This is a genomic window from Amycolatopsis bartoniae, from assembly GCF_014191255.1.
Lineage (GTDB): Bacteria > Actinomycetota > Actinomycetes > Mycobacteriales > Pseudonocardiaceae > Amycolatopsis_E > Amycolatopsis_E bartoniae.
Genome location: NZ_JACHWH010000004.1, coordinates 155,155 through 170,000, shown reverse-complemented (window position 1 = coordinate 170,000; position 14,846 = coordinate 155,155). Strand labels below are relative to the sequence as shown.

Sequence of the window (14,846 nt, the reverse complement as noted above, 5' to 3'; positions counted from 1 at the left end):
AGTGATAGGCAAATCCGTCACTCGTGAAGGCTGAGACGTGATGCGTAGCCGTTGTGGTGAAGTAGGGTGATCCTATGCTGCCGAGAAAAGCCTCTAGCGAGAACATGTGCGGCCCGTACCCCAAACCGACACAGGTGGTCAGGTAGAGAATACTAAGGCGATCGGGTGAACTGTGGTTAAGGAACTCGGCAAAATGCCCCCGTAACTTCGGGAGAAGGGGGGCCGAAGCACCTGAAGCCTCTTGCGGGCTAGGGTGAGTTGGCCGCAGAGACCAGCGGAAAGCGACTGTTTACTAAAAACACAGGTCCATGCGAAGTCGTAAGACGAGGTATATGGACTGACGCCTGCCCGGTGCTGGAACGTTAAGAGGACCGGTTAACCCTTTCGGGGGTGAAGCTGAGAATTTAAGCGCCAGTAAACGGCGGTGGTAACTATAACCATCCTAAGGTAGCGAAATTCCTTGTCGGGTAAGTTCCGACCTGCACGAATGGCGTAACGACTTTCCGGCTGTCTCAACCACAGGCCCGGCGAAATTGCATTACGAGTAAAGATGCTCGTTACGCGCGGCAGGACGGAAAGACCCCGGGACCTTTACTATAGCTTGGTATTGGTTTTCGGTTCGGTTTGTGTAGGATAGGTGGGAGACTGTGAAGCTGGCACGCTAGTGTTGGTGGAGTCGTTGTTGAAATACCACTCTGGCCGGATTGGGAATCTGAACCTCGGACCGTGAGCCGGTTCAGGGACAGTGCCTGGTGGGTAGTTTAACTGGGGCGGTTGCCTCCTAAAGAGTAACGGAGGCGCCCAAAGGTTCCCTCAGCCTGGTTGGCAATCAGGTGTTGAGTGTAAGTGCACAAGGGAGCTTGACTGTGAGACTGACGGGTCGAGCAGGGACGAAAGTCGGGACTAGTGATCCGGCACCTCCTGGTGGAAGGGGTGTCGCTCAACGGATAAAAGGTACCCCGGGGATAACAGGCTGATCTTGCCCAAGAGTCCATATCGACGGCATGGTTTGGCACCTCGATGTCGGCTCGTCGCATCCTGGGGCCGGAGTAGGTCCCAAGGGTTGGGCTGTTCGCCCATTAAAGCGGCACGCGAGCTGGGTTTAGAACGTCGTGAGACAGTTCGGTCCCTATCCGCCGCGCGCGTAGGAGACTTGAGGAAGGCTGTCCCTAGTACGAGAGGACCGGGACGGACGAACCTCTGGTATGCCAGTTGTTCCGCCAGGGGCATGGCTGGTTAGCTACGTTCGGAAGGGATAACCGCTGAAGGCATCTAAGCGGGAAGCCTGTTCCAAGATGAGGTCTCCCACCCCATGTGGGTTAAGGCCCCCGGAAGACGACCGGGTTGATAGGCCAGAAATGGACGCACAGTAATGTGTTTTCGAGTTGACTGGTACTAATAGGCCGAGGACTTGCCCACAAAGCTGCTACGCATCCGCTCTACGGTTCTGAAACACCACACCACGTGTTTCACAGTCAAGTGAAGAGGCTGGAACATGTCTGGTGTGTGATCAGAGTGTTTCGGTGGTCATGGCGGTAGGGAAACGCCCGGTCCCATTCCGAACCCGGAAGCTAAGCCTGCCAGCGCCGATGGTACTGCACTCGTGAGGGTGTGGGAGAGTAGGACACCGCCGAACTCAAATTGAGAAGCCCCGGGGCTTCGGTCGAGAATCGAGAATTCTCCCGAAGCTCCGGGGTTTTTCTTTGTGCCCGTACTCCGGAAAACGGTTCCCGGCGCGAGGCCGGGAACCATCCGAACTCAGCCCGCGGACAAGAGCGTCTCCACGTCGGCGCGGAGAGCGGTCAGGCGGGAAGCGGCCGCGGCGCGGGAGTCCGCCAGCGACTCCGTCACCGGCTCGACCACCTGCAGGTACGTCTTCAACTTCGGTTCCGTGCCGGACGGGCGGATCACCACCCGCAGACCCTGCCCCGAGATCCGCAGTGCGTCCGTGCGGGGAAGCAGGTCCTCCATCGACACGGCAACGCCGGCCAGCGTCGAGGGCGGGTTCTGGCGGACGGCGTTCAGCACCCGCGTCCGCACGCTCAGGTCGGTGACGCGCAACGACACCTGGTCGGTCAGATGCACGCCGTGGCGCGTCGCGAGGTCGTCCAGTACGTCGAGCAGCGACCGCCCCGACGCCTTGAGCGTCGCAGCCAGATCACAGGCCAGCACGGCCGCCGCGATGCCGTCCTTGTCCCGCACGAAGTCCGGGTTCACACACAACCCCAGCGCTTCTTCGTAGGCGAACACCAAACCCTCACCGGCACGGGTCAGCCACTTGAAGCCCGTCAACGTCTCCGCGTACCTGGCCCCGTGCGCCTCCGCGACGCGGCCGAGCATCGACGACGACACGATCGTCGTCGCCACCAACGGATCCCGCCGGTCCGTCGTCGACAACACGTGCTCACCCAGCAGGACGCCGGCCTCGTCCCCGCGGAGCATTCGCCAGGCGTCGCCGTCGCGAACGCCCAGTGCACAACGGTCGGCATCCGGGTCCAGCGCGATCGCCAGGTCCGCGTTGACGCGCTCCGCCAGCTCCAGCAGTAGGTCTGTCGCCCCCGGCTCCTCGGGGTTCGGGAACGACACCGTGGGGAAGTCCGGGTCGGGCTTCGACTGCTCCGCAACCAGGTGGACGTCCGTGAAACCGGCCGCCGCCAGCGCACGGGTCAACGTCTCCGCACCGACGCCGTGCAGCGCGGTGGCGGCCACGCGCAGGGAACGGGCAGAGCCACGGGGCAGCGAAGCGACCTTCGCCAGATACGCGCTCACCAGCTCCGGCCCCAGCACCGGCGCACCGGGCGTTCGTGCCACCCGCGTGGCGCCCGGCGCCTCGGCGATCGCGGCCTCGATCTCCGCGTCCGTCGGCGGCACGATCTGCGAACCGCTCTCGTCGTAGAGCTTGTAGCCGTTGTCGGCCGGCGGGTTGTGCGATGCGGTGATCTGCACACCCGCCGCGGCTCCGAGGTGCCGCACGGCGAACGCCAGCAACGGGGTCGGCAGCGGGCCGGGCAGCAGGCGGACGTCGAACCCCGCGGCGTACAGCACGTCGGCGGCCGCGGCCGCGAACCGTTCCGAACCGTGCCGGGCGTCGCGGCCCACCACGACGACCTGCCCGGTCTTACCGTTCCTCGCGAGCCACGACGCGACCCCCGCGGTGGTCCGGACCACGACCGCGGTGTTCATGCCGTTGGGACCCGCCCGCACCGGCCCGCGCAGACCCGCGGTGCCGAACTCGAGCGGCCCGCTCATCCGGTCCGCGAGCTCCGCCGCCGCACCCGGTTCGCCGTGCATGGCCCGCGCCAGCACGGCTTCCAGCTCTTCCCGGCTGTCGGCGTCGACGTCTTCGGTGATCCAGGCGAAGGCCCTGTTGCGCAGCTCGCGCGACAGCCGGTCCGGTTCGTTCACCGGCTCAGCCTACGGTTCACGCTCGGGCGACCAGCTTCCGCAGCAAGGTGCCCATCCGATGGGCTGACGCGCGCCCCGCCTCCAGGACTTCTTCGTGGTTCAGCGGTTCGCCGGTGATCCCGGCCGCGAGGTTGGTCACCAGCGACAGCCCGAACACCTCGACCCCGGCCGCGCGCGCCGCGATCGCCTCCAGCACCGTGGACATCCCGACGAGGTCCGCGCCCATCGTGCGCAGCATCCGGATCTCCGCCGGCGTCTCGAAGTGGGGGCCCGGCAGCCCGGCGTACACGCCCTCTTCGAGGTCCGGCTCGATCTCCCGGGCCAGCTTGCGCAGGCGCGGCGAGTACAGGTCCACCAGGTCCACGAAGTTCGCGCCGACGATCGGCGAGGTCGCGGTGAGGTTCAGGTGGTCGCTGATCAGCACCGGCTGCCCGACCTCCATGCCCTCGCGCAAGCCACCGGCCGCGTTGGTCAGCACCACCGCCTGCACCCCGGCCGCGGCGGCGGTCCGCACGTTCTGCACCACCCGGCCGACGCCCTTGCCCTCGTACAGGTGGGTGCGCCCGAGCAGCACGAGCGTGCGCCTGCCCTCGACGTCCACCGACCGCACGGTGCCGCCGTGGCCGACCGCCTCGGGCTTCTCGAACCCCGGCAGCTCGTGCAGCGGGATCTCCGCGTCACCCCCGCCGAGGACGTCCGCCGCGGGCCGCCAGCCCGAGCCGAGGACCACCGCGATGTCGTGCTTGGCGTGGCCGGTGCGCTCGGCGATGGTGGCCGCCGCCGCCCTGGCCAGGTCCTGTTCACTCATGCGGTGAGCTTAGGTCAGCCGGTGATGGTGAACGTCGGCACGATGCGTTCGTACAGCTCGCTCTTCGCGCTGACTTCCTGCTCCGTCGGCACCGTCACGCTGACCGCCCACAGGCTCGTGTTGTGGCGGAACACCTCGACGAACGTCGTGCGGCTGATCTGCGCCGGGCTGCCGCTGCTGCCCTTGTCGAACGTGCGGTAGGTCATCGCGACGCCGTCGCGGTCGGCCAACCTGCTGCTGGCGACCGGCGTGAAGTCGGTGCCACGGTTGGCGGACAGGGCCTGCGTGTACTGGTCGATCGTGTAGTTCGGGAAGTACCCGGCGATGTGGTCCACGGCGAGCATCTGCGACCCGTCCGGCGACACCCACTCCACCAGCGTCGACGCGGGCAGGTCGTCGCCCACGCCCGCGCTGGTGAACTTCGTCCAGTCGGACGGCACCTCCACCGAGAAGGTCGCCTCCTGGCCGCGCGCGTTCGACGCGTCACCCGTGCGGCGCTCGAACTGCGTCGGCGGCGGCTCGACCGTCGCGGAGGTCTGCTCCCGGCTGGGCGGCGTGATGGGCTCGGCGCCGATCACCCGCGCCGCCATGAACCCGCCCGCCGCGCAGACGAGGAACAGCAGGACCGCGACGCCCACCAGCGCCACCGTCGCCCTCGTGCTGCGCCCCCGCGGCTGTGCCGGGAACGCCGCGGGAGCGGCGGTGGGCGCGAACGGCAGCGGACCGGGGTCGACCGCCAGCTCCTGGCTCGCCTCGGCCGGCTTCTCGGCGGGCTTCTCTTCGGGCTTCGGCGCCGGCGCCATCTCACGGGTGTCCGTCGCCTCCAGGCGCCGTCCCGTCGCCTGCTGGAACATCTCCGGCCCGAACAACACGCGCGGGGCCTTCGTGAGCAGCGGGTACAGCTGCTGGCGGACCTGGTGCAGCGACAGGCGGTCCTGCGGCTCCTTGGCCATCAGGCCGGTGATCACCGGCGCCAGCGGGCCGGGCGACGGCTTGGGCACCTCGCCCCTGACCACCTTGCCGATGGTCTCCAGCGGGTCACCGTCCGCGTCGTACGGCGGATGGCCTTCGAGCGCGTTGTAGAGCGTGGCGCCCAGGCCCCACAGGTCCGCACCGGGCGTGACGGCCTTGCCGGAGGCGATTTCCGGCGCGATGTACGCCGGGGAGCCCAACGTCATGCCCGTGCGGGTCATGGTCGCCTCGGAAACGTTGCGCGCGATACCGAAGTCGGTGAGCTTGATGCGGCCGTCGTCGGCGACGAGGACGTTGCCCGGCTTGACGTCGCGGTGGGTGATCCCGGCGGCGTGCGCGGCTTCCAGCGCCGCGGCGACCGCGTCACCCACGGCGGCGGCCTGTTCCACCGTCAGCGGGCCGTGCTCGCGGATCAGGTCGGCGAGGCTGTGCGAGGGCAGCAGCTCCATCACGACGAACGGCTCGCCGTCCTGACGGGCGACGTCGTGCAGCACGATGACGTTGGGGTGCGACAGCACGGCGATGGCCCTGGCTTCACGCAGCGTGCGTTCCCGCAGCTCGTCGGCCTGTCCCGCGGTCACCCCGGGCGGCAGGCGGATCTCCTTGACCGCCACCGGCCGCTGGAGGAACTCGTCGTACGCCGACCAGACCGTGCCCATCGAGCCGGAGCCCAGCACCGAGCGCAGCCGGTAGCGTCCGGCGACGACGCGGGGTTCCTCGTTGTCGGTGGGCACGGCTTCATTCTGGCGGATGACCGCGAGCAGGCTCACACTTGCCCGGGTGGCCCGGCCCCTACCATCGACAGGTATGACTCAGGCTGGGACAACGGAGCCCGACGACCTGGCGCTGGCGGCCGAGTTCCCGGCGCCGCAGCGGGCGGACTGGCAGCGTCTCGTGGCCGGGGTGCTGCGCAAGAGCGGCGCGCTGCCCGAGGACTTCGACGGCGCTCCGGAGAGCCTGCTCACCACGCGGACCTACGACGGCATCGAGATCCGGCCGCTGTACACGGCCGACGACGAGGCAGCGCCCGCCGGTTTCCCCGGCCTGCCGCCGTTCTCGCGAGGCTCGCGGCCCGAGGGCACCGCGTGGGACGTGCGGGTGCTGCACGCGAACGCCGACGCCGCCGCCGCGAACAAGGCCATCCTCGCGGACCTGGAGAACGGCGCGTCCTCGGTGTGGCTGCGTGTCGGCGGCGACTCACTGCCCGCGTCCGCGCTGGCCGACGCCCTCGACGGCGTGTACCTCGACCTCGCCCCCGTCGTGCTCGAACCGGGGGAGGAGTACGAAGCGGCCGCGAACGCGCTGCTCGACCTCCTCGCGGCGAAGCAGATCCCGGACAGCGAAGTCACCGGAGTCCTCGGCGCCGACCCGATCACCCTGCTCGCCCGCACCGGCGAGGCGCACGACGTGGCACCCGCGGCCGCGTTGACCGCCCGGCTCGCGCCGAAGCACCCGAAGCTGCGGACGCTCGTCGCGGACGGGCTGCCGTACCACGAGGCGGGCGGCTCCGACGCACAGGAGCTCGGCGCCGTGATCGCGGCCGGGGTCGCCTACCTGCGAGCGCTGACCGAAGCCGGGCTGGACGTCGACGACGCGGCGGGGCGGCTGGAGTTCCGGTTCGCCGCGACCGCCGACCAGTTCCTCACCATCGCCAAGCTGCGCGCCGCCCGCAGGCTGTGGGCGCGCGTGACCGAGGTGTCCGGTGGCACCGCGCACGGCATGAAGCAGCACGCCGTCACGTCCACCGCGATGCTCACGCGGCGCGACCCCTGGGTGAACATGCTGCGCACCACCGTCGCCTGCTTCGCGGCGGGCGTCGGCGGCGCGGACGCGGTGACGGTCCTGCCGTTCGACGCGGCGATCGGCCAGCCCGACGCCTTCTCGCGGCGCATCGCGCGCAACACGCAGTCGATCCTGCTGGAGGAGTCGCGGCTCGCGGGCGTCATCGACCCGGCGGGCGGCTCCTGGTACGTCGAGAACCTCACCGACGCGCTGGCGAACGCGGCGTGGCGTGAGTTCACCGAGCTGGAGCGCCAGGGCGGCATCGAAGCCGCGCTGCGTTCGGGGTTCGTGCGCGACCGGCTCGCCGAGACGTGGGAGAAGCGCGCGAAGCGGCTGGCCACCCGCGAGGACCCGATCACCGGGGTCAGCGAGTTCCCGCACCTGGCGGAGCAGCCGGTGGAGCGCGAGCCGCTGCCCGCCGTCGTCGAGCCCGGCGGCGGTCTGCCGAAGCGCCGCTACGCCGAGCAGTTCGAGCGGCTGCGCGACCGTTCCGACGCCCACCTGGCCGAGCACGGCGAACGGCCGAAGGTCTTCCTCGCCACCCTGGGCCCGCTCGCGGCGCACACCGCGCGCGCGATGTTCGCGTCGAACCTGTTCCAGGCGGGCGGTATCGAGCCCGTCAACCCCGGCGCGGTCGACGACCCGGTCGAGGCGTTCCGCGCGAGCGGCGCCGCCGTCGCGTGCCTGTGCGGCAGCGACCGGTCCTACGGCGAGCAGGCGAACGAGGTCGCCGCCGGGTTGCGTGCGGCCGGGGCGAAAGCCGTGCTCCTCGCGGGCAAGCCCGCCGAGTCCTACCGTGGGATCAGCGGGTTCGCGTACACCGGCTGCGACGCGGTCGCCGTGCTGACCAGCACCCTCGAAACGCTGGGAGTGAAGTGATGGCCATCCCCGACTTCTCCGACGTCGAGCTCGGCATCCCGGACCCCGCCACCGCGGGCGACTGGGCCGAGGCGCTGCAGGCGAGCACGGGCAAGGGCCCGGACGCGCTGGCGTGGGAGACGCCAGAGGGCATCGGCGTGAAGCCGCTCTACACCGCCGCCGATCTGTCCGATGTGGACTTCCTGGGCACGTACCCCGGGATCGCGCCGTTCCTGCGCGGGCCGTACCCGACGATGTACACCACCCAGCCCTGGACCATCCGCCAGTACGCCGGGTTCTCCACCGCCGAGGAGTCGAACGCGTTCTACCGGCGGAACCTGGCGGCGGGCCAGAAAGGGCTTTCCGTCGCGTTCGACCTCGCCACCCACCGCGGGTACGACTCCGACCACCCGCGCGTCGCGGGGGACGTCGGCATGGCGGGCGTGGCGATCGACTCGATCTACGACATGCGCCAGCTGTTCGACGGCATCCCGCTGGACCGGATGAGCGTGTCGATGACCATGAACGGCGCCGTGCTGCCCGTCATGGCGCTCTACATCGTGGCCGCCGAGGAGCAGGGCGTCGCGCCCGAACAGCTGGCCGGGACCATCCAGAACGACATCCTCAAGGAGTTCATGGTCCGCAACACCTACATCTACCCGCCGCAGCCGTCGATGCGGATCATCTCCGACATCTTCGGCTACACCTCGCAGCGGATGCCGCGGTTCAACTCGATCTCGATCTCCGGCTACCACATGCAGGAGGCCGGGGCCACCGCCGACCTGGAGCTGGCCTACACGCTCGCAGACGGCGTCGAGTACATCCGCGCGGGCCTGGACGCGGGGCTGGGCATCGACAAGTTCGCGCCGCGGCTGTCGTTCTTCTGGGCCATCGGGATGAACTTCTTCATGGAAGTCGCGAAGATGCGGGCCGCGCGGCTGCTGTGGGCGAAGCTCGTCGGGCAGTTCGCGCCGGAGAACGAGAAATCGCTTTCCCTGCGCACCCACTGCCAGACGTCGGGCTGGTCGCTCACCGCGCAGGACGTGTTCAACAACGTGGTGCGCACGTGCGTCGAGGCGATGGCGGCAACGCAGGGGCACACGCAGTCCCTGCACACCAACGCCCTCGACGAGGCGCTCGCGCTGCCCACCGACTTCTCCGCGCGCATCGCCCGCAACACGCAGCTGCTGTTGCAGCAGGAGTCCGGCACCACGCGCGTGATCGACCCGTGGGGCGGCAGCGCGTTCGTCGAGCGGCTCACCTACGACCTCGCGCGCAAGGCGTGGGGCCACATCTCTGAGGTCGAGTCGGCGGGCGGCATGGCCCGCGCGATCGACGCGGGCATTCCGAAGCTGCGCATCGAGGAGGCCGCGGCGCGCACGCAGGCCCGCATCGACTCCGGACGCCAGCCGGTGATCGGCGTGAACAAGTACCGCGTGGTGGACGACCAGCAGATCGACGTGCTGAAGGTCGACAACGCCGGTGTGCGCGCCCAGCAGCTGGAGAAGCTGCGGCGGCTGCGCGAGGAGCGGGACCAGACGGCGGTGGAGGACGCGCTGCGGCGGCTCACCGCGGCCGCCGATGGGGAAGGCAACCTGCTGGAACTGGCCGTCGACGCCGCCCGTGCCAAGGCCACCGTCGGCGAGATCTCCGGAGCGCTGGAAAAGGTCTGGGGGCGGCACTCGGGCCAGATTCGTACGATCTCGGGCGTGTACCGCGACGAGGTCGGGAAGAGCGAGAACGTGGGCAAGGCGCGTGAGCGGGTCGAGGCGTTCGCGGAGGCCGAGGGGCGCAGGCCCCGCATCCTGGTCGCGAAGATGGGCCAGGACGGGCACGACCGCGGCCAGAAGGTGATCGCGACCGCGTTCGCCGACCTCGGTTTCGACGTCGACGTGGGCCCGCTGTTCTCCACGCCCGAGGAGGTGGCGCGCCAGGCCGTCGAGGCCGACGTGCACATCGTCGGCGTGTCGTCGCTCGCCGCCGGTCACCTGTCGCTGGTGCCCGCGTTGCGCGAGGAGCTCGCCAAGCTGAACCGCGAGGACGTGATGGTCGTCGTCGGCGGGGTCATCCCGCCGCAGGACTACGACGAGCTGCGGGCGGCCGGTGCGGCGGCGATCTTCGGGCCGGGCACCGTGATCGCGGAGGCCGCGCTGGACCTGCTCGACCAGCTGGAGCGGGACTGAGTGGCGCGCACGGTCGACGTCGGCGCCTACGCCAAGGGTGTCCTCGCGGGTGACCGGGGCACGCTGTCCCGCGCGATCACGCTGGTCGAGTCCCAGCGCGCCGACCACCGCAGGCAGGCGCAGGAGCTGCTGGTCGAGCTGCTGCCGCACTCCGGCGGCGCGCGCCGGGTCGGTATCACGGGCGTACCCGGAGTCGGTAAGTCGACTTTCATCGACCAGCTGGGCGTCGACCTGACCGGAGCCGGCCACCGCGTGGCCGTGCTCGCGGTCGACCCGTCGTCCACCCGCACGGGTGGCAGCATCCTCGGCGACAAGACGCGCATGGCGCGGCTGGCCGTCGACCCGGCCGCGTTCATCCGCCCATCGCCGACGTCCGGCACGCTCGGCGGCGTCGCGCGGGCCACGCGCGAGACGATCGTGCTGATGGAGGCGGCGGGTTACGACGTCGTGCTGGTCGAGACCGTCGGGGTAGGACAGTCCGAAGTGACCGTCGCGAACATGGTGGACTGCTTCCTGTACCTGACCCTCGCGCGCACCGGGGACCAGCTGCAGGGCATCAAGAAGGGCGTCCTCGAACTGGCCGACGTCATCGCGGTCAACAAGGCCGACGGCGAGCACGAGCGCGACGCCAAGCGCGCGGCTCGCGAGCTCGCCGGAGCGCTGCGGATGATCTACGGGCCGGACGCGCCGTGGACCCCGCCCGTGCTGACGTGCAGCGGGCTCAACGACGTCGGCCTCGACACGGTGTGGCAGCAGATCGAACGGCACCGCGAACAACTGCTCGAATCGGGCGAACTGGACACGAAACGCCAGCAACAGCAGGTCGACTGGACCTGGTCGATGGTGCGGGAGCAGCTGCTCGGCCGCCTCGCCGAACACCCCGGCGTGCGCGGCATCGTCCCCGAGGTGGAACAGGCCGTGCGGGACGGCGAACTCACCGCCACACTCGCGGCACAACGCATACTCGACGCGTTCGGAGCGTGACTTCGAGTACCTCGCGAGGCAAACTGTGGTCCGGGCGAGGGAGGGAAGTCGATGGACAAGGTGCGTGCCGCTCTCGCGGCGTTGCTGCTCGGCGTGCTGCTGTCGTTCACCGCACCGGTCGTCGCAGCCGCGCCCGCCGCCGTCGCCGTGACCACACAGGCTCCCGCCTCGGCTGTGCTGGTCGGGCAGCAGACCCCCGCGCCGGGTCCCGTCATCGATCCCGCGGACAACGAGCGCGCCAACCAGCGGAAAACCAAGAACAAGGTGGTCGTCGGCGTGATCGCGGCGATACTCCTCGTGATCGTCGTGTGGGGACGCAGCATCCGGCGCAAGCGTCGCAAGAAGTCCTCCGACCAGGCGAAAGGTAAGTGAACGGGCACCAGGAGTACGCCTGGGCCGAATTCCCCTCTGCCGTTCAACGCAGATCCACTACCGGCTAACCCGGGACCCCCGCGGGACGAGTTTCTTGCCGCCTGCATCGTGCAATATTGCGTCAAATGGGTTACGCGCTTTGTGCATTTGGAGGTTCGGTGTGACCGTGCTCGACTCACGGCCGGAAACCCCCGGCGACCGCTACGCGCGAGGGGCCTCTTTCGGGGCATCCGACGCGCTGATCACCGCGGACGGCGTCAGCATGGCACCCGTGACCGACCTCGGTGCGGGCAGAGGACCGTACTGGCTGGACCAGTGGCTCGAGCGGGGTGGCGCGGACGTCGTCGCCTGGCGCCGCCACATCCACGCCAACCCGGAGCTCTCCCGGCACGAGTACGCGACGACGGAGCTGATCTGCGCGGTGCTGCGCTCGGCGGGCCTCGAACCGAAGGTCCTGCCCGGCGGCACCGGTGTCATCTGTGATGTCGGGAGTGGACCCGGCTGCGTGGCGCTGCGGGCCGACATCGACGCGCTGCCACTCACCGAGGCGTCCGGGCTGCCCTATTCGTCCACTGTGGAGGGTGCGGCGCACGCCTGCGGGCACGACGCGCACACCGCCATCCTGCTCGGCGCCGCGCTCGCGCTCGCGTCCGCGCCCGAGCTGCCGGGCCGCGTCCGGCTGATCTTCCAGCACGCCGAGGAGGTCATGCCGGGCGGCGCGCTCGACGTGATCGAGGCGGGCGCGCTGGAGGGCGTCGACCGCATCTTCGGCCTGCACTGCGACCCGCGCGTGCCGGTCGGCAGGGTCGGCACCCGCGTCGGCGCGATCACGTCGGCCGCGGACCTCATCGAGCTGCAGCTCACCTCGCCCGGCGGCCACACCTCGCGGCCGCACCTGACCGCCGACCTCGTGCACGCGCTGGGTGTGGTGATCACCTCACTGCCGTCGCTGCTCTCGCGCCGCGTCGACCCGCGTTCGGGCACCGTGCTGGTGTGGGGCGCGGTGCACGCCGGGCAGGCGGCCAACGCCGTGCCGCAGGACGGCGCGCTGCGCGGCACCCTGCGCACCGCCGAGCACGACGTGTGGAAGGCGCTCGAACCGCTCGTCCAGTCGTCCGTCGAGTCGCTGCTGGCGCCCACCGGCGTCGGCTTCAAGCTCGACTACCGGCGCGGCGTCCCGCCGCTGGTCAGCGACCCGGACAGCAGCGCGATCCTGCGGGCCGGGGTCACCGCGGCGCTCGGCGAGCAGGCGCTGACCGGTACCGAGCAGTCGTCGGGCGGCGAGGACTTCGCGTGGTACCTGCAGCACATCCCGGGCGCGTTCTTCCGCCTCGGCGTGTGGAGCGGGGAGGGTGAGATGCGCGACCTGCACCGGCCGACGTTCGAGCTCGACGAGCGCGCGCTGGCCGTCGGCGTGCGCTGCATGGTCCACACGGCACTGGCCGCGCTGGCCTGAGCGCTGTGACGAAGAAGGGCCCGCCGGGTTTCCGGCGGGCCCTTTCTCACGTCGCGATGCCGCGGCAGGGTCTGGTGCGCAGGTCGTCGACGTAGTCGGCGGGGGCACCGGCGGCCTCGGCAGCGTCGGCCAGCACGCCCAGGTACCGCGCGGAGGGCAGGCCGCCCTCGTAGGCGTCCAGGACGTAGAGCCAGGCGACCACGGAGCCGTCCATCGTCTGCACCCGCAGGCGGATCTTGTTGTGCAGGCCCAGCTCGCCGCCTTCCCAGCGGTCCAGCCTCTCCTCGTCCAGCGGGGTGACGTCGTAGAGCACGACGAACACGCGGGACGAGGGGTCCTCGACGATCGTGGCGAGCGCACCCTCCCACCCGATGTCCTCGCCGCCGAAGGTCAGCCGCCAGCCTTCCAGCCAGCCGCTGCCCGCCATCGGCGAGTGCGGAGCGCGCTCCATCATCTGCGCGGGCTCCATGTTGGACCCGTAAGCGGCATACAACGGCACGGGCTAAAGGGTAGCCGCACCTTGCTCACCCGACCGGACGTACTCCGGGTGCACCCTCTTAAGGTGGACACGAGCGGTGTGACGAGGAGGGACAGACGTGACCAGGATCGTGATCATGGGCGGGGGCCCGGCCGGCTACGAGGCGGCGCTGGTGGCCGCCCAGCACGGCGCCGACGTCACGGTCGTCGAACGGGACGGGCTCGGCGGCGCGTGCGTGCTCTACGACTGCGTCCCGTCCAAGACGTTCATCGCCTCCTCGGGCGCCCGCGCGTCCCTGCACGGCCTCGGTGAGCTGGGGATCGCCACTGATCTCGCCGACACCCGCATCGACCTGCGCACCGTGCACGGCCGCGTGAAGGGGCTCGCGCTCGCCCAGTCGGCGGACATCCGCGCCCGCGTGCAGCGCGAGGGCGTGCGGGTGGTCATCGGCGAGGCGCGGTTCGCCGACGAGGAGCCGGGACTGGCCCAGCACAAGGTGCACGTCACCCCACGATCGGGTGAGCCGGAGGTGCTCGACGCCGACGTGGTGCTCATCGCCACCGGCGCCACCCCGCGCGTGCTGCCGGGCGCGGTGCCCGACGGCGAGCGGATCCTCGACTGGCGGCAGCTGTACGACCTGCGGGAGCTGCCCGAGCACCTCGCCGTCATCGGATCAGGTGTCACGGGCGCCGAGTTCGCGTCCGCGTACACCGAGATGGGTGTCAAGGTGACGGTCGTGTCCAGTCGCGACCGCGTCCTGCCGCACGAGGACGCGGACGCGGCCGCCGTGCTGGAGGAGGTGTTCTCCCAGCGCGGGACGGCGGTGGCGAAGCACGCGCGCGCGGACAGGGTGGAGCGCACCGAGAAGGGTGTCGAAGTTCACCTGACGGACGGACGCGTCATCGAGGCCAGCCACGCGCTGATGACGGTGGGTTCCGTGCCGAACACGAAGGACATCGGCCTGGAGCGGGTCGGCATCGAGCCGGGGCCGGGCGGCTACATCACCGTCGACCGGGTGTCGCGGACCAGCGTGCCGGGCGTGTACGCGGCCGGTGACTGCACGGGTGTGCTGATGCTCGCCTCGGTGGCCAGCATGCAGGGCCGGATCGCGATGTGGCACGCGCTCGGCGAGGGCGTGGCACCGATCAAGTTGAAGACGGTGGCGGCGAACGTGTTCACCCACCCGGAGATCGCGACGGTGGGCATCTCGCAGCAGGCGATCGACTCGGGCGAGGTGCCGGCGCGCACGATCATGCTGCCGCTGGCCACCAACGCGCGGGCGAAGATGGAGGGACTGCGCCACGGTTTCGTGAAGCTGTTCTGCCGCCCGGCGACGGGTGTCGTCGTGGGTGGCGTGGTGGTCGCGCCGTCGGCGAGCGAGCTGATCCTGCCGATCGCGCTCGCGGTGCAGAACCAGCTGACGGTGGAGCACCTCGCGCTGACGTTCTCGGTGTACCCGTCGCTGTCGGGCTCGATCACGGAGGCCGGACGACAGCTGATGAGGCACGACGACCTGGACTGAGCTTTTTTGTCGGTGGCCGGTGCGAT

At 70.0% G+C, this 14,846-nt stretch carries 10 protein-coding genes and 2 rRNA genes (1 of these 12 running past the window's edge); 8 read left to right on the top strand and 4 right to left on the bottom strand.

Features of this window, described 5'->3' with window-relative positions:
• Both FHX82_RS22145 and rrf read left to right on the top strand, forming a co-directional pair.
• Nucleotides 1-1,419 (top strand): 23S ribosomal RNA (locus FHX82_RS22145) (it extends 1,692 nt beyond the left edge of the window).
• 100 nt (nt 1,420-1,519) lie between these two features.
• Nucleotides 1,520-1,636: ribosomal RNA gene (gene rrf, locus FHX82_RS22140) — 5S ribosomal RNA — on the top strand.
• A gap of 122 nt (nt 1,637-1,758) precedes the next feature.
• On the opposite strand, the gene FHX82_RS22135 is transcribed toward rrf, so the two are convergent.
• From FHX82_RS22135 to FHX82_RS22125, 3 genes are read right to left on the bottom strand one after another with little or no spacing between them, the layout of a single operon-like run.
• Nucleotides 1,759-3,405, bottom strand: coding sequence for a phospho-sugar mutase (locus tag FHX82_RS22135; protein ID WP_229881340.1), 1,647 nt, complete (start codon nt 3,403-3,405; stop codon nt 1,759-1,761).
• Nucleotides 3,406-3,421: 16 nt separating this feature from the next.
• The gene (locus FHX82_RS22130; RefSeq protein ID WP_145938953.1) at nt 3,422-4,213 is read right to left on the bottom strand and encodes a purine-nucleoside phosphorylase; all 792 of its coding nucleotides are present in this window, start codon (nt 4,211-4,213) and stop codon (nt 3,422-3,424) included.
• Nucleotides 4,214-4,227: 14 nt separating this feature from the next.
• On the bottom strand, nt 4,228-5,919 hold the full coding sequence (locus tag FHX82_RS22125; RefSeq protein WP_145938952.1) for a serine/threonine-protein kinase: 1,692 nt from the start codon (nt 5,917-5,919) through the stop codon (nt 4,228-4,230).
• Between the two features lie 73 nt (nt 5,920-5,992).
• Between FHX82_RS22125 and FHX82_RS22120 the strand changes: the two genes are divergently transcribed.
• From FHX82_RS22120 to FHX82_RS22100, 5 genes are all read left to right on the top strand, one after another.
• Nucleotides 5,993-7,846, top strand: coding sequence for a methylmalonyl-CoA mutase family protein (locus tag FHX82_RS22120; protein ID WP_145938951.1), 1,854 nt, complete (start codon nt 5,993-5,995; stop codon nt 7,844-7,846).
• Nucleotides 7,846-10,008, top strand: coding sequence for a methylmalonyl-CoA mutase (gene scpA, locus FHX82_RS22115; RefSeq protein ID WP_145938950.1), 2,163 nt, complete (start codon nt 7,846-7,848; stop codon nt 10,006-10,008). Before FHX82_RS22120 ends, scpA begins: the two co-directional genes overlap by 1 nt.
• Nucleotides 10,009-10,992, top strand: coding sequence for a methylmalonyl Co-A mutase-associated GTPase MeaB (meaB, locus tag FHX82_RS22110; protein ID WP_145938949.1), 984 nt, complete (start codon nt 10,009-10,011; stop codon nt 10,990-10,992).
• A 51-nt stretch (nt 10,993-11,043) separates the two neighbouring features.
• The gene (locus tag FHX82_RS22105; protein WP_145938948.1) at nt 11,044-11,364 is read left to right on the top strand and encodes a hypothetical protein; all 321 of its coding nucleotides are present in this window, start codon (nt 11,044-11,046) and stop codon (nt 11,362-11,364) included.
• Nucleotides 11,365-11,524: 160 nt separating this feature from the next.
• Nucleotides 11,525-12,820 (top strand): amidohydrolase, encoded by a 1,296-nt coding sequence (locus tag FHX82_RS22100; RefSeq protein ID WP_145938947.1) that lies wholly within the window; start codon nt 11,525-11,527, stop codon nt 12,818-12,820.
• 46 nt (nt 12,821-12,866) lie between these two features.
• Here the strand turns inward: FHX82_RS22100 and FHX82_RS22095 are convergent, their stop codons facing one another.
• Entirely contained in the window at nt 12,867-13,319 is a 453-nt protein-coding gene (locus tag FHX82_RS22095) for a gamma-glutamylcyclotransferase family protein (RefSeq protein ID WP_183176756.1), read from the bottom strand.
• A gap of 97 nt (nt 13,320-13,416) precedes the next feature.
• Here FHX82_RS22095 and FHX82_RS22090 point away from each other — a divergent pair, with 97 nt between their 5' ends.
• A complete protein-coding gene (locus tag FHX82_RS22090) occupies nt 13,417-14,820 on the top strand; it encodes an NAD(P)H-quinone dehydrogenase (RefSeq protein ID WP_145938946.1) in 1,404 nt (467 codons plus the stop codon).
• Nucleotides 14,821-14,846: the final 26 nt, after the last annotated feature.

Bases quoted from the DNA above. Each gene is read 5' to 3' on its own strand.
- scpA (WP_145938950.1), top strand. From the start codon at position 7,846: ATGGCCATCCCCGACTTCTCCGACGTCGAGCTCGGCATCCCGGACCCC.
- FHX82_RS22120 (WP_145938951.1), top strand. From the start codon at position 5,993: ATGACTCAGGCTGGGACAACGGAGCCCGACGACCTGGCGCTGGCGGCC.
- FHX82_RS22130 (WP_145938953.1), bottom strand. From the start codon at position 4,213: ATGAGTGAACAGGACCTGGCCAGGGCGGCGGCGGCCACCATCGCCGAG.
- FHX82_RS22105 (WP_145938948.1), top strand. From the start codon at position 11,044: ATGGACAAGGTGCGTGCCGCTCTCGCGGCGTTGCTGCTCGGCGTGCTG.